General features: G+C 61.7%; 15 protein-coding genes. 4 read left to right on the top strand and 11 right to left on the bottom strand.

All coding sequences use genetic code 11. The annotated features are described in order from the left end of the window. Positions 1-5 precede the first annotated feature (5 nt). Positions 6-2276: a bifunctional diguanylate cyclase/phosphodiesterase gene (locus tag NE852_RS11230; protein ID WP_008526004.1), complete on the bottom strand. Its 2271-nt coding sequence runs from the start codon at positions 2274-2276 to the stop codon at positions 6-8. Between the two features lie 95 nt (positions 2277-2371). Next, positions 2372-2926: an alpha/beta hydrolase gene (locus tag NE852_RS11225; protein ID WP_008526005.1), complete on the bottom strand. Its 555-nt coding sequence runs from the start codon at positions 2924-2926 to the stop codon at positions 2372-2374. A gap of 191 nt (positions 2927-3117) precedes the next feature. On the opposite strand from NE852_RS11225, the gene NE852_RS11220 reads away from it, so the two are divergent. Beyond that, the gene (locus NE852_RS11220; protein WP_008526006.1) at positions 3118-3921 is read left to right on the top strand and encodes a DUF2189 domain-containing protein; all 804 of its coding nucleotides are present in this window, start codon (positions 3118-3120) and stop codon (positions 3919-3921) included. 108 nt (positions 3922-4029) lie between these two features. After that, positions 4030-4488: a low affinity iron permease family protein gene (locus tag NE852_RS11215; protein ID WP_008526007.1), complete on the top strand. Its 459-nt coding sequence runs from the start codon at positions 4030-4032 to the stop codon at positions 4486-4488. A 78-nt stretch (positions 4489-4566) separates the two neighbouring features. On the opposite strand, the gene NE852_RS11210 is transcribed toward NE852_RS11215, so the two are convergent. The 6 genes from NE852_RS11210 to NE852_RS11185 form a co-directional block, all read right to left on the bottom strand. Next, positions 4567-4947 (bottom strand): hypothetical protein, encoded by a 381-nt coding sequence (locus NE852_RS11210; RefSeq protein ID WP_128623536.1) that lies wholly within the window; start codon positions 4945-4947, stop codon positions 4567-4569. Further along, the gene (purB, locus tag NE852_RS11205) at positions 4934-6241 is read right to left on the bottom strand and encodes an adenylosuccinate lyase (RefSeq protein ID WP_008526009.1); all 1308 of its coding nucleotides are present in this window, start codon (positions 6239-6241) and stop codon (positions 4934-4936) included. The genes NE852_RS11210 and purB overlap by 14 nt, the downstream gene beginning before the upstream one ends. A gap of 142 nt (positions 6242-6383) precedes the next feature. Next, complete coding sequence (locus NE852_RS11200) at positions 6384-6869, bottom strand: hypothetical protein (protein WP_008526010.1); 486 nt, start codon at positions 6867-6869, stop codon at positions 6384-6386. A 2-nt stretch (positions 6870-6871) separates the two neighbouring features. Then, a complete protein-coding gene (locus NE852_RS11195; RefSeq protein ID WP_008526011.1) occupies positions 6872-7597 on the bottom strand; it encodes a DUF2259 domain-containing protein in 726 nt (241 codons plus the stop codon). Continuing rightward, positions 7594-8271 carry a ribulose-phosphate 3-epimerase gene (rpe, locus tag NE852_RS11190; protein WP_008526013.1) on the bottom strand — a complete coding sequence of 226 codons (678 nt, stop codon included), beginning with the start codon at positions 8269-8271 and terminating at the stop codon, positions 7594-7596. The genes NE852_RS11195 and rpe overlap by 4 nt, the downstream gene beginning before the upstream one ends. Positions 8272-8335: 64 nt before the next feature. Beyond that, positions 8336-9418, bottom strand: coding sequence for a branched-chain amino acid ABC transporter substrate-binding protein (locus tag NE852_RS11185; RefSeq protein ID WP_258156519.1), 1083 nt, complete (start codon positions 9416-9418; stop codon positions 8336-8338). Positions 9419-9597: 179 nt separating this feature from the next. Here NE852_RS11185 and NE852_RS11180 point away from each other — a divergent pair, with 179 nt between their 5' ends. After that, entirely contained in the window at positions 9598-10092 is a 495-nt protein-coding gene (locus NE852_RS11180) for a flavin reductase (RefSeq protein ID WP_037171228.1), read from the top strand. Between the two features lie 32 nt (positions 10093-10124). Next, positions 10125-10442 (top strand): TfoX/Sxy family protein, encoded by a 318-nt coding sequence (locus tag NE852_RS11175; protein ID WP_008526029.1) that lies wholly within the window; start codon positions 10125-10127, stop codon positions 10440-10442. On the opposite strand, the gene NE852_RS11170 is transcribed toward NE852_RS11175, so the two are convergent. The 3 genes from NE852_RS11170 to NE852_RS11160 form a co-directional block, all read right to left on the bottom strand. After that, the gene (locus tag NE852_RS11170; RefSeq protein WP_008526031.1) at positions 10443-10865 is read right to left on the bottom strand and encodes an NUDIX domain-containing protein; all 423 of its coding nucleotides are present in this window, start codon (positions 10863-10865) and stop codon (positions 10443-10445) included. Positions 10866-10872: 7 nt separating this feature from the next. Then, entirely contained in the window at positions 10873-12372 is a 1500-nt protein-coding gene (locus NE852_RS11165; RefSeq protein WP_008526033.1) for a DEAD/DEAH box helicase, read from the bottom strand. Between the two features lie 157 nt (positions 12373-12529). Next, entirely contained in the window at positions 12530-13849 is a 1320-nt protein-coding gene (locus NE852_RS11160) for a peptidoglycan DD-metalloendopeptidase family protein (RefSeq protein ID WP_008526035.1), read from the bottom strand. Between the last annotated feature and the right edge of the window lie 48 nt (positions 13850-13897).

The raw sequence follows: 13897 nt of genomic DNA, 5'->3' as shown, positions 1-13897 counted from the left end.
GGCTTTTATTTGGCGGCTCTGCTTCGTAGCGCGCGGCGAAGCTGCGTCTGCAGGGCGCGGGCGGCAGCTTCTCCATGGCGCCAGCTTCCGGCGCGGATGAAGGAGGGAATCTGCATGGCCGGCATCGGTCGGGCAAGCGCATAGCCCTGCAGCATATCGCAGTCGAGTTCTTCGAGAATGCGGATATGGTCCGCAGTCTCGACGCCCTCGGCGATGACGAGGATATCGAGCGAGCGGCCGATATCGATGATCGAGCCAACGAGTTTGCGCTGCTCGGCCGATTGCGGCAGCATGCGGATCAGCTCCCGGTCGATCTTCAACGTCTTCGGGCTCAAGCGCAGCAGGCTGACGATCGAAGCATGGCCGGTGCCGAAATCGTCGATCTGGATATCGATGCCCAACTTGCGCAACTTTTTGAGGTTTGCGGCAACTGCGTCGTCGCAATCGTCGAGCGAGATCGATTCCAGCAGTTCGAAGGAGATGGTGCCGGGCGGGATCTTCAGGGCGCGGAGCTTCTTGCCGAGATCGGGATCGGCAAGTCGCCTGGCGGAGACGTTGACCGATATCTTCGGGACCGGCAGCCCGTCCTTGATCCAGGCGCTACGGTCGGCCAGCGCGCGCTCCAGGATCAGGGCGTCGATGGTCGAGACGACGTCGAGATCCTCGGCAATATCGAGGAAGCGGTCGGGCGCCAGCAGCCCGTGCACCGGATGCTGCCAGCGGGCAAGCGTTTCGACGCCCGCGACATCGAGCGTGCGGGCATCGAACTGCAGCTGGTAGAAGGGCACGAACTCATTGCGCTCGAGGCCGATAAGGATCTCATCGGCGAGCTGCTTGGCGGAGACGACGTCGCGTCGGTCGGATGCGGAGAAGAATTCGTAGCGATTGCGGCCGAGGCCCTTGGCCCGATAGAGCGCGATATCGGCGTCGAGCAGTATCTGCTTGGCATCGAGCTTCGGACCGCTGTCGAAGGCGATGCCGATGCTGGCGCCGAAACGGCAGTCGTGCCCCTCAAATCTGACGGGTTTGCGCAATTCGCGGATGACGCGCTCCGCAAGGCTGCCGATCTTCTTCGAGCCTGGATCGACGGCGCAGAGGATGACGAATTCATCGCCGCCGATGCGAGCGACGAAATCGGCCGCGCGGACGGAATTCCTCAACACGCCAGCGGCATGCTTCAGCATCGCATCGCCAGCCCGGTGGCCGAGCGTGTCGTTGATCTGCTTGAAGCGATCGAGATCGATATGCAGGACCGCCAGCCCCAGGCCCTTGGCGCGGCATTCGGCCGAGCGGTCGTCCAGCATCTTATCGAGATAGCGGCGGTTCGGAAGGTCGGTGAGGTAGTCGTGCAGGGCCAGGTGCTCGATGCTCTCCTTGGCGGCTTCGAGTTCAAGATTGCGGGCTTCAGCCAGATCCTTGGCGCGCCGCAGCTCGTCGCGAAGCTTGACCTCCTCGGTCACGTCCCAATTGGCGCCGATCAGCTTGCGATGACCATTGACGTCGATGAAGAAGGCCGAGCGTGCACGGATGACCCGTTCAACACCATCGCCGCGGATGATGCGGTATTCCTGCTGGAAATCGCTGCCGCTTTCGACGCTGCGGTCGGCCAGGCCAAGGACGCGCTCGCGATCATCGGGATGCAGGCTTTTCGCCCAGGCGTCGCCGGCGATCCGGCGAGCGGCGCCTTTCAGCCCGTAAATGGCGATCAGCCGGTCGTCCCACTCGACCATATCCTCCTCGAGATCGGCCTCGAAGACGCCGATGCGGGAAATCTCCAGCGCCAGATCAAGCCTGCGGGAGAGGCGTGACAGCGTCTCCTCGGCCTGCTTGCGGTCGGTGATATCGGTATCCGTGCCGACGATGCGCGTCGGCACGCCTGCCTCGTCCCATTCCACGCACGCGCCCCGGCATTCGATCCAGATCCAGCGGCCGTCCCGGTGGCGTTCACGATATTCGAAGATCTGATAATCGGGATCGCCGGCATTCTGCCGATCGATGGCATGCGCGATGAAATCGCGGTCATCGGGATGGACGAGCTGGAGCCAGGCATCGTAATCGCCGGCGACTTCCTCGTCCGGCGTCATGCCGCGCATGGTTTTCCATGTCGGAGAGTAATATTTCCGGCCGAGCCGATAATTGTGATCCCACACGCCGAGGCCCGAGCCGACAAGCGCATTATTCCAGCGGCTCTCCCGCTCGGCCAGATCGTGGCCGTCGGCCGCTGCGGCATCGCCACGCGGATCGTCGGCCTCTGGATGGGCTTTCTTCACGGACATTCTCACTTATTGCATCTCGAGGCAGTCTGCGGTCATTCCATTAAGAAAGACTTAGAAAGCAATCACTCAATTAGCGAGATGTGGATTTTCCTCAATCAGGCGGTGAGTCGGCTGAGGAACTGGGCAAAGACCATCGTGCCTTCGGGCCAGGGCCCGTGACCGGAATCGGCATTGATATGACCGGCCTCACCTGCATCGACGAGGAAGGAGCCCCAGCTGCCGGCGATATCATCGGCATGGTCGTAGCTGCCGAACGGATCGTTGCGGCTCGCCACCGTGATCGAGGGGAAGGGGAGCGGGTCGCGCGGATAAGGACCGAAGGTCATCAAATGCTTCGGGCGGATATCGGGATTGGTGACATCGGGCGGGGCGACGAGGAAGGCGCCCGCCACCCGTTTACGGAAATGCGGGATGGCGTGGATCGCCGAGGGCACACCCAGAGAATGGGCGACGAGAACGACCGGACGGGTCGAGGCGTTCACTTCCTCGGCGATGCGGGCGATCCAGTCCTCGCGGACCGGCTTCGTCCATTCGGCCTGTTCGACGCGCCGCGCCGTGCTGAGCTTTGCCTCCCAGCGGCTCTGCCAATGGCCGGGGCCTGAATTGGTATAGCCGGGGATGATGAGGATATCTGCGTCTGAGGCTTTCATAGTGCCGCCGATGTGAGAAAGCTTGACTGAGATGTCAAGAGGGGGATGTCAAAAGGGGGAGGTCAAGGGAGAGAGCGACACGGGCGCTGAAAGTTGTTATATTGCTCCAGTGCCGGTTGCGGATTTCGTGTCGGCTTGTTCGCCGATGCGCGCCCGCCGCCGATCATGTCTCGGCTGAGGAGGAGAAAGCCATGGCGGCATTTCATGTCATGACGGGTGCGGGTGAAAGCTTCGCACGGCCCGTGGTCAATCGCATCGGCATCGCCGACGTCTTCGATGCGCTAAGGCGCGGGTACGACGATTTCATGGAGAAACCGTCGCATTATGTGTTCCTCTGCCTGATGTACCCGATCGCCGGCGTCTTCCTGACACTATGGACCTCCGGCGCCAACCTTCTGCCAATGGTTTTCCCGTTGATGGCAGGCTTCGTGCTGCTCGGCCCGATCGCCGCGATCGGCCTCTATGAAATCAGCCGCCGGCGCGAGGCTGGCATCGACACGTCGTGGACCCATGCGCTGGAGGTGCGCCATTCGCCGGCGCTGCCGTCGATCGTGGCGGTCGGGCTGATGCTCTTTGCGCTCTTCGTCGTCTGGCTGGTGACGGCGCAGACGCTCTACAGCAACCTGCTCGGCGAAGTATTTCCGCGCACCATGGGCGATTTCACCCGCCAGGTCTTCGGCACGCCCCAGGGCATGCAACTGATCATCTGGGGCAATCTCATCGGCTTCGTCTTCGCGCTCGTCGTGCTGGCGATTTCAGTCATCACCTTTCCGTTGCTGCTCGATCGCGATGTCGGGGCGGTTTCCGCCGTCGTGACCTCGATCCGCGCGACGGTCGCCAATCCGGTGCCGGTGCTGCTCTGGGGCCTGATCGTTGCTGTGCTCCTCGTGATCGGCACGATCCCGGTCTTTGCCGGGCTTGCGCTCGTCATCCCGGTTCTCGGCCATGCGACCTGGCATCTCTATCGCAAGCTGATTGCACGGGAAGCCGCGTAAGCCACCGCTTCCGCCGGGGATCTCGGCTCCGCCCGGGATCCTTTGGAACCTTCGGACCTGCCTCGGAGTTTTTAGCACGGACTTCGAGGAAGGATTTCAGAGGTAACGATGAAGCATCTGTTTGCCCGCTTCGCAACCAAGACATCGGAATGGGCGGGCAAGCCCGTCGTCTTCATCCTGGCGCTGGCGGTCGTCATCATCTGGGCCGTGCTCGGCCCCTTCTTCGACTATTCGGAAACTTGGCAACTGATCATCAATACCGGCACGACGATCATCACCTTCCTGATGGTCTTCGTGCTGCAGAACGCCCAGACCCGCGATACGCGGGCAATCCAGGCCAAGCTCAACGAGATCATCCTGACAAGCCACGCCGAAAACCGCTTCATCGGCATCGAAAACCTCGACGAGGAGGAGTTGAAGCGTCTCGATGAGCTGGTCGCCAAGGCGGCCAAGGGCAGAGGCGAGACGGAGGCTTGCGCGGTGTCGGAATCAATCGAGGAAGCATCGTCGAAAAAGGACGAGGCGAAGAAACGGCGGGTTTCCGCGAAGCCGGTAAAGCAGAGATAAGGAACCGTTGAAGGTTGGCTGCGAGCTCGCTTGGCAGAATATAGCGCTATCTAGCCTCTTTGAGAGACCGGGTCTCTTTCACTTTTCCAGGGTGTTCACAGCGACGGCGTGCCAAGCTGAAAAGAAGCCGAGCTTAAATTTAAAATAAGATGCCAATTCCAACAGAAACAGCATCGTCAATAAAAAAACTGCGGCTACCGGCCATGCAAAATTTAAATTTGCGACAGACGCGGGATCGATATGTTCTTGCTGCACGTATTTAAGCTTTGCTATAAAATACACAACGAGGGCTGGCGCGAACAATGCCCACAGGACGATAAAGAAATATACCTCACCCGGTAGCTTTTTCACCTGCTCCTCCCTCATTGAGTCGGCCAGCGCCACCTCGGAAGCAGACATCAAGCTTGAGCCCGCTTCCATTTGCAGAATACCGATCCCGGTTCGCTCAGGCGTTGCCAAACACCCGCCGGAAGATCGTGTCGACATGCTTCGTATGATAGCCAAGATCGAACTTCTCCCGAATATCCTCCTCCGAAAGCGCCGCACGCACCTCCGCATCCGCCAGCAACTCTTCCAGAAAGTCCTTGCCCTGTTCCCAGACCTTCATGGCGTTGCGCTGCACTAGGCGGTAGGCATCCTCGCGGGAGGTGCCGGCTTGGGTGAGCGCCAGGAGGACGCGCTGGGAGTGGACGAGGCCGCGGAACTTGTTGAGGTTCTTCTCCATGTTCTCCGGGTAGACCAGGAGCTTTTCGATGACGCCGGCGAGACGCGAGAGGGCGAAATCGAGGGTGACCGTGGCGTCCGGGCCGATCATGCGTTCGACCGAGGAGTGGGAGATATCGCGCTCGTGCCAGAGGGCGACGTTTTCCATCGCCGGCAGGGCGTAGGAGCGGACCATGCGGGCAAGGCCGGTCAGGTTTTCGGTCAGCACGGGGTTGCGCTTGTGCGGCATGGCCGACGAGCCCTTCTGGCCGGGCGAGAAATATTCTTCCGCTTCCAGCACCTCGGTGCGCTGCAAATGGCGGATCTCGGTCGCCAGGCGCTCGATCGACGAGGCGACAACGCCGAGCGTGGCGAAATACATGGCGTGGCGGTCGCGCGGGATGACCTGGGTCGAGACCGGCTCGGCCTTCAGGCCAAGGGCTTCGGCGACATGTTCCTCGACGCGCGGATCGATATTGGCGAAGGTGCCGACGGCGCCCGAGATGGCGCAGGTTGCGACTTCCTCGCGTGCGGCGACGAGGCGCTGGCGGCAGCGCTCGAATTCGGCATAGGCGAGTGCCAGCTTGACGCCGAAGGTGGTGGGCTCGGCGTGGATGCCATGCGAGCGGCCGATGGTGACGGTGTCCTTGTGTTCGAAGGCACGGGTCTTCAGCGCCGCCAGCAGCCGGTCGATGTCGGCAATCAGGATGTCGGTGGCGCGCACCAGCTGGACGTTGAAGCAGGTATCGAGCACGTCAGACGAGGTCATGCCCTGGTGGACGAAGCGGGCATCCGGGCCGACGATCTCGGCGAGGTGGGTGAGGAAGGCGATGACGTCATGCTTGGTGACGGCCTCGATCTCATCGATGCGGGCGACGTCGAAAGTGGCGGCGCCGCCTTTTTCCCAGATCGTCTTTGCCGCCGATTTCGGAATGACGCCAAGTTCGGCCAGCGCGTCGCAGGCATGCGCCTCGATCTCGAACCAGATGCGGAACTTGGTTTCGGGAGACCAGATGGCGACCATTTCGGGCCGGGAATAACGCGGGATCATGGGCGGCTGCCTTCACTTCAAGAGGTTTGAGCGTCTGAGACGCAATTCCCGGCAAGATCGCTTCGCGCTTTGCCTGGCAAAACCGCTGGGCACTTTTGCCGAAATTGCTTTAGCGCCCCTGTAGCAAAGACGGGCGGCAATCTCAACGCATGCGTTTGGCAAGATGATAGCTGCTTACGACAAGACAGACGAGCCCGAGCGGCAGGAAAAGCCGCAGGCCGATCACCAGGAACTGGTAGACGGCGCTGACGCTGGTGAAGACGAACTGGAAGGCCCAGACGACACTGCCGAAAGGCGCGTGCCAGCGCGAATAGAAGATCCGGTATTCCATCGCAAAGAGGAAGGCGGTCATCAGGATCGTCGCCGCCGTCAGCGTCACGAAAAAGGCGGCGAATCGCGCTTCCGGCGGCCTGTCATAGGCAAAGAAGCGGGCGACCGGCAGGGCGAAAGGCCAGGAGAGCAGGCCGCCGAGGAAATAGAGGCCGGCGACCTCGCCAAGCCGGCTCGTCTCCAGGCCGTTGCGTAGATAAAGGCCGAGCATGGCGGCAGCGAGCATCTGGATGCCCCAAAGCAATGCGCCGCCAAAGAGATCAGGGTAGGGCGGCTTTGCCGCCCGAAAGCGATCCATGTTCAGGGATGAACGGGAACGGCGATCCAGCGGCCGTTCCTTGCCGCATCAAAGGCGAGGACGAGGGCGATGTGAACCTGGTTTCCGCCTTCGGGCTGGTAAACCATGGCGCCGCCGATCCTGTATTCCACCGAACAGGTGCGCTCGGCCGGAACGGCTGTCGCCTGCCGTGCAGCCTGACGGTTCGGAACGCCTTGCTTTTCGATCATCTGCAGGCTGAAGCCGAGGACCCGCCTGTCGCCCCCCTCACAATCCTTCGACGTCGGCACCGGCATTTCGGCGAGCGAGAGCGTATAGGGTGACTTCGGCGGACCGTCGGTCGCAAGCGTGGTGTAGCGGAGCGTCTTCGAGGGGGAGCCAAGCTCGGTCGGCGGGTTGAAGGCGGCGATCAGGCCGGGATTGGTCAGAAGGTCGTATTTGTCCATCTGGCTGCGCGCCGCCGTCAGGTTCTGACGCCGAGCCTTCGAGAGATTGGCGTCCTTATCGGTCAGCTCGGTGCGGAAGGGCGTGCCCTCGAGATATTCGCCGCTATCGGTGTTGATGAAGTAGGTATCGGAATAGGGAAGGTTACCGTCCTCCTTGATGCCGAATTCCTGAAACGCAAAGACCTTGCCGTCGGCGGAAAAGCCGATCGGCTGGACGCTGGCGATGTCTCCTGCAAGTGATATGCCGGGCAGGCCGGCAAGCGCGGCGACGAGCATGCCAGCGATAATCAGACTTTTCTTCATGCCCGTGCCCCTTCAGCTGCCTGACGCAGATCGGCGACGGTCTTGCGGTAATCCTCGACCGTATCGCCCTTGAAAATTGCCGAGCCGGCGACGAGGACATTGGCGCCAGCGCGGGCGATATCAGGTGCCGTTTCCACCGTGACGCCGCCGTCGACTTCGAGCTCGATCGGGCGGTCACCGATCAGTGACTTTGCCGCGGCGATCTTTGCCGTCATCGCCGGAATGAACTTCTGTCCACCGAAGCCCGGATTGACCGACATGATCAGGATGAGATCGACATCGTCGAGTACGTTCTCGATGGCGCTGAGCGGGGTTGCGGGATTGATCGTCACGCCCACCTTCTTGCCGAGATTGCGGATAGTCTGCAGCGAGCGGTGCAGATGCGGTCCGGATTCGGCATGGACGGTGATACGGTCGCAGCCGGCCTTGGCGAAGGCTTCGAGATAATCGTCAACAGGCGAGATCATCAGATGGCAGTCGAAGGTCGCCGACGTATAGGAGCGCAGCGACTTGATGACGTCGGGTCCGAAGGAAATGTTCGGCACGAAGTGGCCGTCCATCACGTCGAGATGAATCCAGTCGGCGCCGGCGGCCGTCACGTCGCGCACTTCTTCGCCGAGCCTGGCGAAATCCGCCGCGAGGATCGAGGGGGCAATGCGAATGGGCAGCGTCATCAGATCTTACTCCGTATGGGCCGCCATTTGACCGCGACGGCCGGATTCAAGGCTGGCGCGCTGCTTATTGCGTCGGCGCGGCCGGTGGAAAAAAGCCATTGCCCCGCCATTCGAGCAGGCGGTAGGGATTTTGCGAAAGTTCATGCCCGCCAGTGAAGGCGACGGGGCCGACAGGCGTCTGGAATGTCGTGCCGAGAAGAGTCTCCTGCAGCGGTTCGCCTGCCTGAACGGCCGCTTCCGCAGCCTGACCCGCAATGAGGGCGGCCGCCAGCGACGGCAGGACATAACCTTCCGGCTCAGTGCCTTTGGCGCGCAGCGCGTCTGCCGCAGCCGTGCCTTCCCGAAGCAAGGCATATTCGGGCAGAGCGACGGCGCGCACGCCCTCGGCGAGCGCTATGGGCTGATTGGCCGCGCGCATGGCATCGCCGCTGAGGATGGAGAGCGGGATGTTCTCCGCCTTGGCATCGCGGGCGATGACGGCGACGTCATTACGGTCGCCGCCGATGAAGACCCTGGTGGCGCCGGCTCGTTTCAGGCGACGGACGAGGGCAATCTGCTGCTCCTGTCCCGGGCGGTAGGTATCGATGAAAACAGGCTTCAGGCCGTTCTGCTCCAGAGCGTTGCGCACCGCTTCCGTCAGTTCACGGCCGTGGATGGTGCCGTCTTCGATCAGGGCGATCGGATCGGCCGCCCAGTTCTTCAGAATCACCTCGATGACCTTTGCCGCCTCGGCGCCGTCGGCGGGCGCCATGCGAAAGAGCGGCCAGCCGTTTTTCAACGCATCTTCCATCAGGATGCGGGAGCGCACGGAAACGGTGATCGCGGGAATATTGGCGTCCTTCAGCTTCGGCAGCGCGCCTTCCAGCGTTTCGCTGCAGAGAAAGCCGACGGCGACCTGAACTTTCGCATTGACGAGCGCATCGGCAACCGCCGCGCCGCTATTATCCTCGCAGGTCTCATTGATGGCGACGAGGGTATTTCCCGATTGCTGAATCTCGAAACCGGCGCCGGCAGCAATCTGTGCGCCGAGCAAAGCGAGCGGGCCACCCTGGGGAGCGACGACGCCGATCGTAACGCCGGCCGCATGGCCTTGCGCCGCCGCCACCAGCAGCGTCAGGAAGGCTGCTATGCCACGCAGGTTGATCATGAAAGGCGGAGATCCCTAGCCATCGTCCATGCCCTTTTATCCGCAAGGCTGCGATCGTCAAAGAAAAACAAGCATAACGCGGCGCTTTTCGCCGCTCCTATTGTAGAAAAGGTAACCGATGCTCGCCATATTGGCGCGATGGGAAGACGATCCAGGCATATCGGCGAAGGGAGAAGCAGGTGTTGAACAGGCAGCATATCGACCCCGGCCTTTATCGCGACGCCATGAGCCGCTATGCCGGCCATGTACAGCTCGTGACGACGGCGATGGAAGGCATGCGCCGCGGCGTCACCATCACTGCCGCCTGCTCGGTCTCGGACAATCCGGCCTCGGTGCTGATATGCCTCAACAATACCAATCCGAAGAACGAGATCTTTTTCCGCAGCGGCATCTTTGTGCTCAACACGCTCGGCGCCCATCACCAGGGCGTCGCCGACGCCTTTTCCGGGCGCACGGCGCTTGCCAATGACGAGCGCTTCGCCAGCGCCCGTTTCGACACGCTCGTCACAGGCGCACCCGTCCTGGTCGATGCGCTCGCTGCCTTCGATTGCCGGGTGATCGACATCAAGGAAATGCCGACGCACAACGTCATCTTCGGCGAAGTGGCCGCCGTCCGCTTCAGCGAAAAGCATCCGGCGCTCATCTATATGAACCGGGATTATCACACGCTGTGATTGGCGTGGCCGGAATTTCGAGGGAATAGAGCATGGACAATGCCGGGATCGAGGAAATGTTTCAGGGGCTCGGACCGGTCACGGTCAAGCGCATGTTCGGCGGCAAGGGCATCTATCATATGGGGCGCATCATCGCCGTCGAAGTGCGCGACGAAATGCTGCTGAAGGCCGACGAGACGAGCGCGCCGGAATTTGCCGCCGCCGGCGCCACGCAATGGGCCTATGAAGGCAAGAAGGGCAAGCCGGTGAAGATGCCTTACTGGTCGATCCCCGAGGAGGCCTACGACGATCCCGATCTGATGGCGAAATGGGTGCGACTTGCCTATGAGGCAGCGCTGAGAGCCGAATAGCTAAAGACGTTCGACCAAAGGCAAAGCTGCTATCGCCGCCTTCGTGAAGGCAGACAGCGGTTCCGGCAAATCCGTCAGGGGAAACCAGCCGAAATCCGAAAGCTTGTCCGGTTCGGTCAATTGCGGCTCGCCGTCTATGTCGCGGGCGAGATAGAGAATGGAAATCCAGTGCTGGCGGTCGGCATCGATGATCTGTTCGGTCATGCCGATGCGTTCGATTCGGCCGATCATTAGACCGGTTTCCTCTTCGGCCTCACGACGGGCGGCTTGTTCAGCCGGCTCCATGTGGTCGACCTTGCCGCCGACGATATTCCAGTAGCCGGCTTCAGGGGCACGCATGCGCTTGTAGAGAAGGATATTGGCGTCGCGGAGAATCACCACGCCGACGCCGAAGCCCGGGAAATCGAGGCCGGGCTTGCCCATTGGATGCTCAGACCTTGGCGCTGCCGGCGATCAGCATGAAGGCGGGGATATCGTCGCCGAAGCCAACCGGGGTCGGGCCGTCGTCGTGATCGCGATGACGGCGGCGGTCGCGGCTGTCGTCGTTTGCCGGATAAGGCCGATTGTTGCGCGCATTGTTTTGCGGCTTCTGCTCTGCTTTGCGCTCGTTCTTCAAGACTTCGGCCTTTGCTGGTGCTGCTGCGATCACTTGGACGTCATTATCCTGTATGTCGTTATCAGATTTATGACTCGCGGCACCCTGTTTGCCGCGTCCGCGCCCGCGATCCTTCTCGCCACGCTCGCGTCCGCCGCGGCGCGGCCGGTCGCTGTCCTTGCTTTCTTCCACAGCCGGCAGCGAATTCAGGTCGCCGCTCAGCCATTCGACCTTTTCGCCGATCAGCTTCTCAATCGCATCGACGAACTTCGTATCGCGCTTGGTGACGAGGGTAAAGGCCGCACCTGAGCGGCCGGCACGGCCGGTCCGGCCGATGCGGTGGACGTAATCTTCCGAATGGATCGGCACATCGAAGTTAAAGACGTGGCTGACATCGGGGATGTCGAGGCCGCGAGCGGCAACGTCAGAGGCGACCAGAAGCTGAAGGTTGCCGTCACGAAAGTTCTGCAGCATCGTCGTGCGGGAACGCTGGTCCATGTCGCCATGGAGCGCACCGACCGAGAAACCGTGGCGTTCGAGCGAACGGAAGAGATCGGCGACATCCTTCTTGCGATTGCAGAAGATGATGGCGTTCTTGAGTTCGCCCTGGGCCCGGACGAGTTCACGCAGAACCGCGCGCTTCTCATAGTCCTTGCTGTGCGAGGCAACAAAACGCTGCGTCACGGTCTTTGCGGCCGAGGCCGGCTTTGCCACTTCGACGCGCTCGGGATTCTGCAGAAAGCGATCGGCGAGCTTCTGGATCTCCGGCGGCATCGTGGCCGAGAAGAACAGCGTCTGGCGGGTGAAGGGGATGAGCTTGGCAATGCGCTCGATATCGGGGATGAAGCCCATGTCGAGCATGCGGTCGGCCTCATCGATGACAAGGATCTCGACGCCGCTCATCAGCAGCTTGCCGCGCTCGAAATGATCGAGCAGGCGGCCGGGCGTGCAGATCAGCACATCGGCGCCGCGTTCAAGTTTGCGGTCCTGATCCTCGAAGGAAACGCCGCCGATCAGAAGGGCAACGTTGAGACGGTGGTTCTTGCCGTATTTCTCGAAATTCTCGGCGACCTGGGCGGCCAGTTCGCGTGTCGGCTCAAGGATCAGCGTACGGGGCATGCGCGCGCGGGCGCGGCCCTTTTCCAGAAGCGACAGCATCGGCAGAACGAAGGATGCCGTCTTGCCGGTGCCCGTCTGTGCGATGCCGCAAATATCGCGACGCTCGAGCGCAAAGGGAATGGCTCCCGCCTGAATAGGCGTGGGGATCGTATAGCCCGCGTCGGTCACAGCGGATAACACTTTTTGGCTCAAGCCAAGGTCAGCAAATGTCGTCAAAGGGAAAACTGTTTCCGTTCCGGTTCGGCCGAGCTCTGAACGAGTCGGCGGGATTGCATGCCGCAATGCAGCGCGACATAGCCCCGAATGACCGGCAAGTCAAGAAATAGAGAGGCCGCACCCCGTGTAGAGTGAAGCGATGGTTACTTGGTAAGCGTTACTTGATGTAGGTGGCGAGTTTAAGGCCGGCATTCAGGAAATATACTGGATCGACCGCGCGGCCATCCTGGCGAACTTCATAATGCAGATGCGTGCCCGTCGAGCGGCCGGTGCTGCCGGCAAGGCCGATGACATCGCCGCGGTCGACAGTATCGCCAACCCTGACCAGAACCTCGGACATATGCCCGTAGCGCGTCGAGATGCCGTTGCCGTGATCGACCTCGACCATGTTGCCGTAACCGCCGGTCCAGCCGGCTGCTATCACCTTGCCGGGCGCAGTCGGGCGGATCTTCTCGCCCGGCGAAAAGCGGAAGTCGATGCCGGAGTGGAGCGCCAGACGGCCGAGGAAGGGATCGCGGCGGTTGCCGAAGGGGCTGGTCACTTCCCTGCCGATGGCGGGATTGCGGAAAGGCAGGGATTCGGCGGTACTGCGCACGGCCTCGAGCCGGGTCAACGCGCCGTCGAGCGCCACCAGTGAATTGTTGAAGTCGTCCTTGCTCTCCGGTTCGACATAGGGGCCGCCGACGGCATCCTCGTCGTCCTGCTTGGCGGCGGTCTCCGGCATCGGGATCTTGAAGCGGGTCAGCACGCTCTCGATGGCGTTGGCGGCATTGCCGGCATCGCTGGTCAACTGCTCGACGCGGTTGCGCTGGTCCTGTTCGACATCTTTCAGCGACAGCGTCACCTTGGAGAAGATGCGGTCGGCGCGGTCGCCAACGGTCTCAGCTGTCGGCACATAGGCGAGCGTCGAGTTGTCGGGTGTCGCATCGGCGGGTGCGCCGCTCGCCAGTTGTTTCTCGATCGCCTCGATGCCGCCGCCAGTCAGCGAGGCGCGCTTGTCCTTGACATCTGGGGCGTAGGACTGGACGGGAGAAGACGGCGCGGGCAGGGCACCGTCCTTATCGGTCAGGCCGGAGCTTTCAGCCCGGTCGAGCAGGTTGTCGAGCTTGCCGTGGCGCGATGTCAGCGCCATCTGCTGCTCCATCAGCTTGTCGACCTTGTCCTCGACCACTTGCTGATCGAGAAGCTGGCGGGAGGTGATACGATCGACCTGGGCGCGGAGGGCGGCGATACGATCTTCGTAATCGTGCTGCATCCGAGCCTGACGCGCCATGGTGGCGCCGATCAGGTCGTCGCGCAGCACGAGATAGGACGTCGCCAGGAGATAGCCAATCGAGAAGACGCCGACGAAACAGAAGGCAAGTGCAGCCATCCACGGCCGAACCGTCATGTGGCGGACCTTGTCACCGCTGGCCAGGATGAGAATATGTTCCTGCGCCCGCTTACCGAATACCCGGTGCTGATGTCCGCTGTTCACGCAGGCTCTCCCGATTGATGCTCTACGCCTCTTTCGGGAAATTAGACA

It is taken from the genome of Rhizobium sp. Pop5 (assembly GCF_024721175.1).
Lineage (GTDB): Bacteria > Pseudomonadota > Alphaproteobacteria > Rhizobiales > Rhizobiaceae > Rhizobium.
Note: the sequence above shows the minus strand (reverse complement) of the source record. Positions and strands in the feature narration are given on the sequence as shown.

Coding starts and splice junctions, on each gene's coding strand:
- purB (WP_008526009.1), bottom strand. CDS start 6,241: ATGATCCCGCGTTATTCCCGGCCCGAAATGGTCGCCATCTGGTCTCCC.
- NE852_RS11225 (WP_008526005.1), bottom strand. CDS start 2,926: ATGAAAGCCTCAGACGCAGATATCCTCATCATCCCCGGCTATACCAAT.
- NE852_RS11175 (WP_008526029.1), top strand. CDS start 10,125: ATGGACAATGCCGGGATCGAGGAAATGTTTCAGGGGCTCGGACCGGTC.
- NE852_RS11220 (WP_008526006.1), top strand. CDS start 3,118: ATGGCGGCATTTCATGTCATGACGGGTGCGGGTGAAAGCTTCGCACGG.
- NE852_RS11195 (WP_008526011.1), bottom strand. CDS start 7,597: ATGAAGAAAAGTCTGATTATCGCTGGCATGCTCGTCGCCGCGCTTGCC.
- NE852_RS11215 (WP_008526007.1), top strand. CDS start 4,030: ATGAAGCATCTGTTTGCCCGCTTCGCAACCAAGACATCGGAATGGGCG.
- NE852_RS11185 (WP_258156519.1), bottom strand. CDS start 9,418: ATGATCAACCTGCGTGGCATAGCAGCCTTCCTGACGCTGCTGGTGGCG.
- NE852_RS11200 (WP_008526010.1), bottom strand. CDS start 6,869: ATGGATCGCTTTCGGGCGGCAAAGCCGCCCTACCCTGATCTCTTTGGC.
- NE852_RS11170 (WP_008526031.1), bottom strand. CDS start 10,865: ATGGGCAAGCCCGGCCTCGATTTCCCGGGCTTCGGCGTCGGCGTGGTG.
- NE852_RS11230 (WP_008526004.1), bottom strand. CDS start 2,276: ATGTCCGTGAAGAAAGCCCATCCAGAGGCCGACGATCCGCGTGGCGAT.
- rpe (WP_008526013.1), bottom strand. CDS start 8,271: ATGACGCTGCCCATTCGCATTGCCCCCTCGATCCTCGCGGCGGATTTC.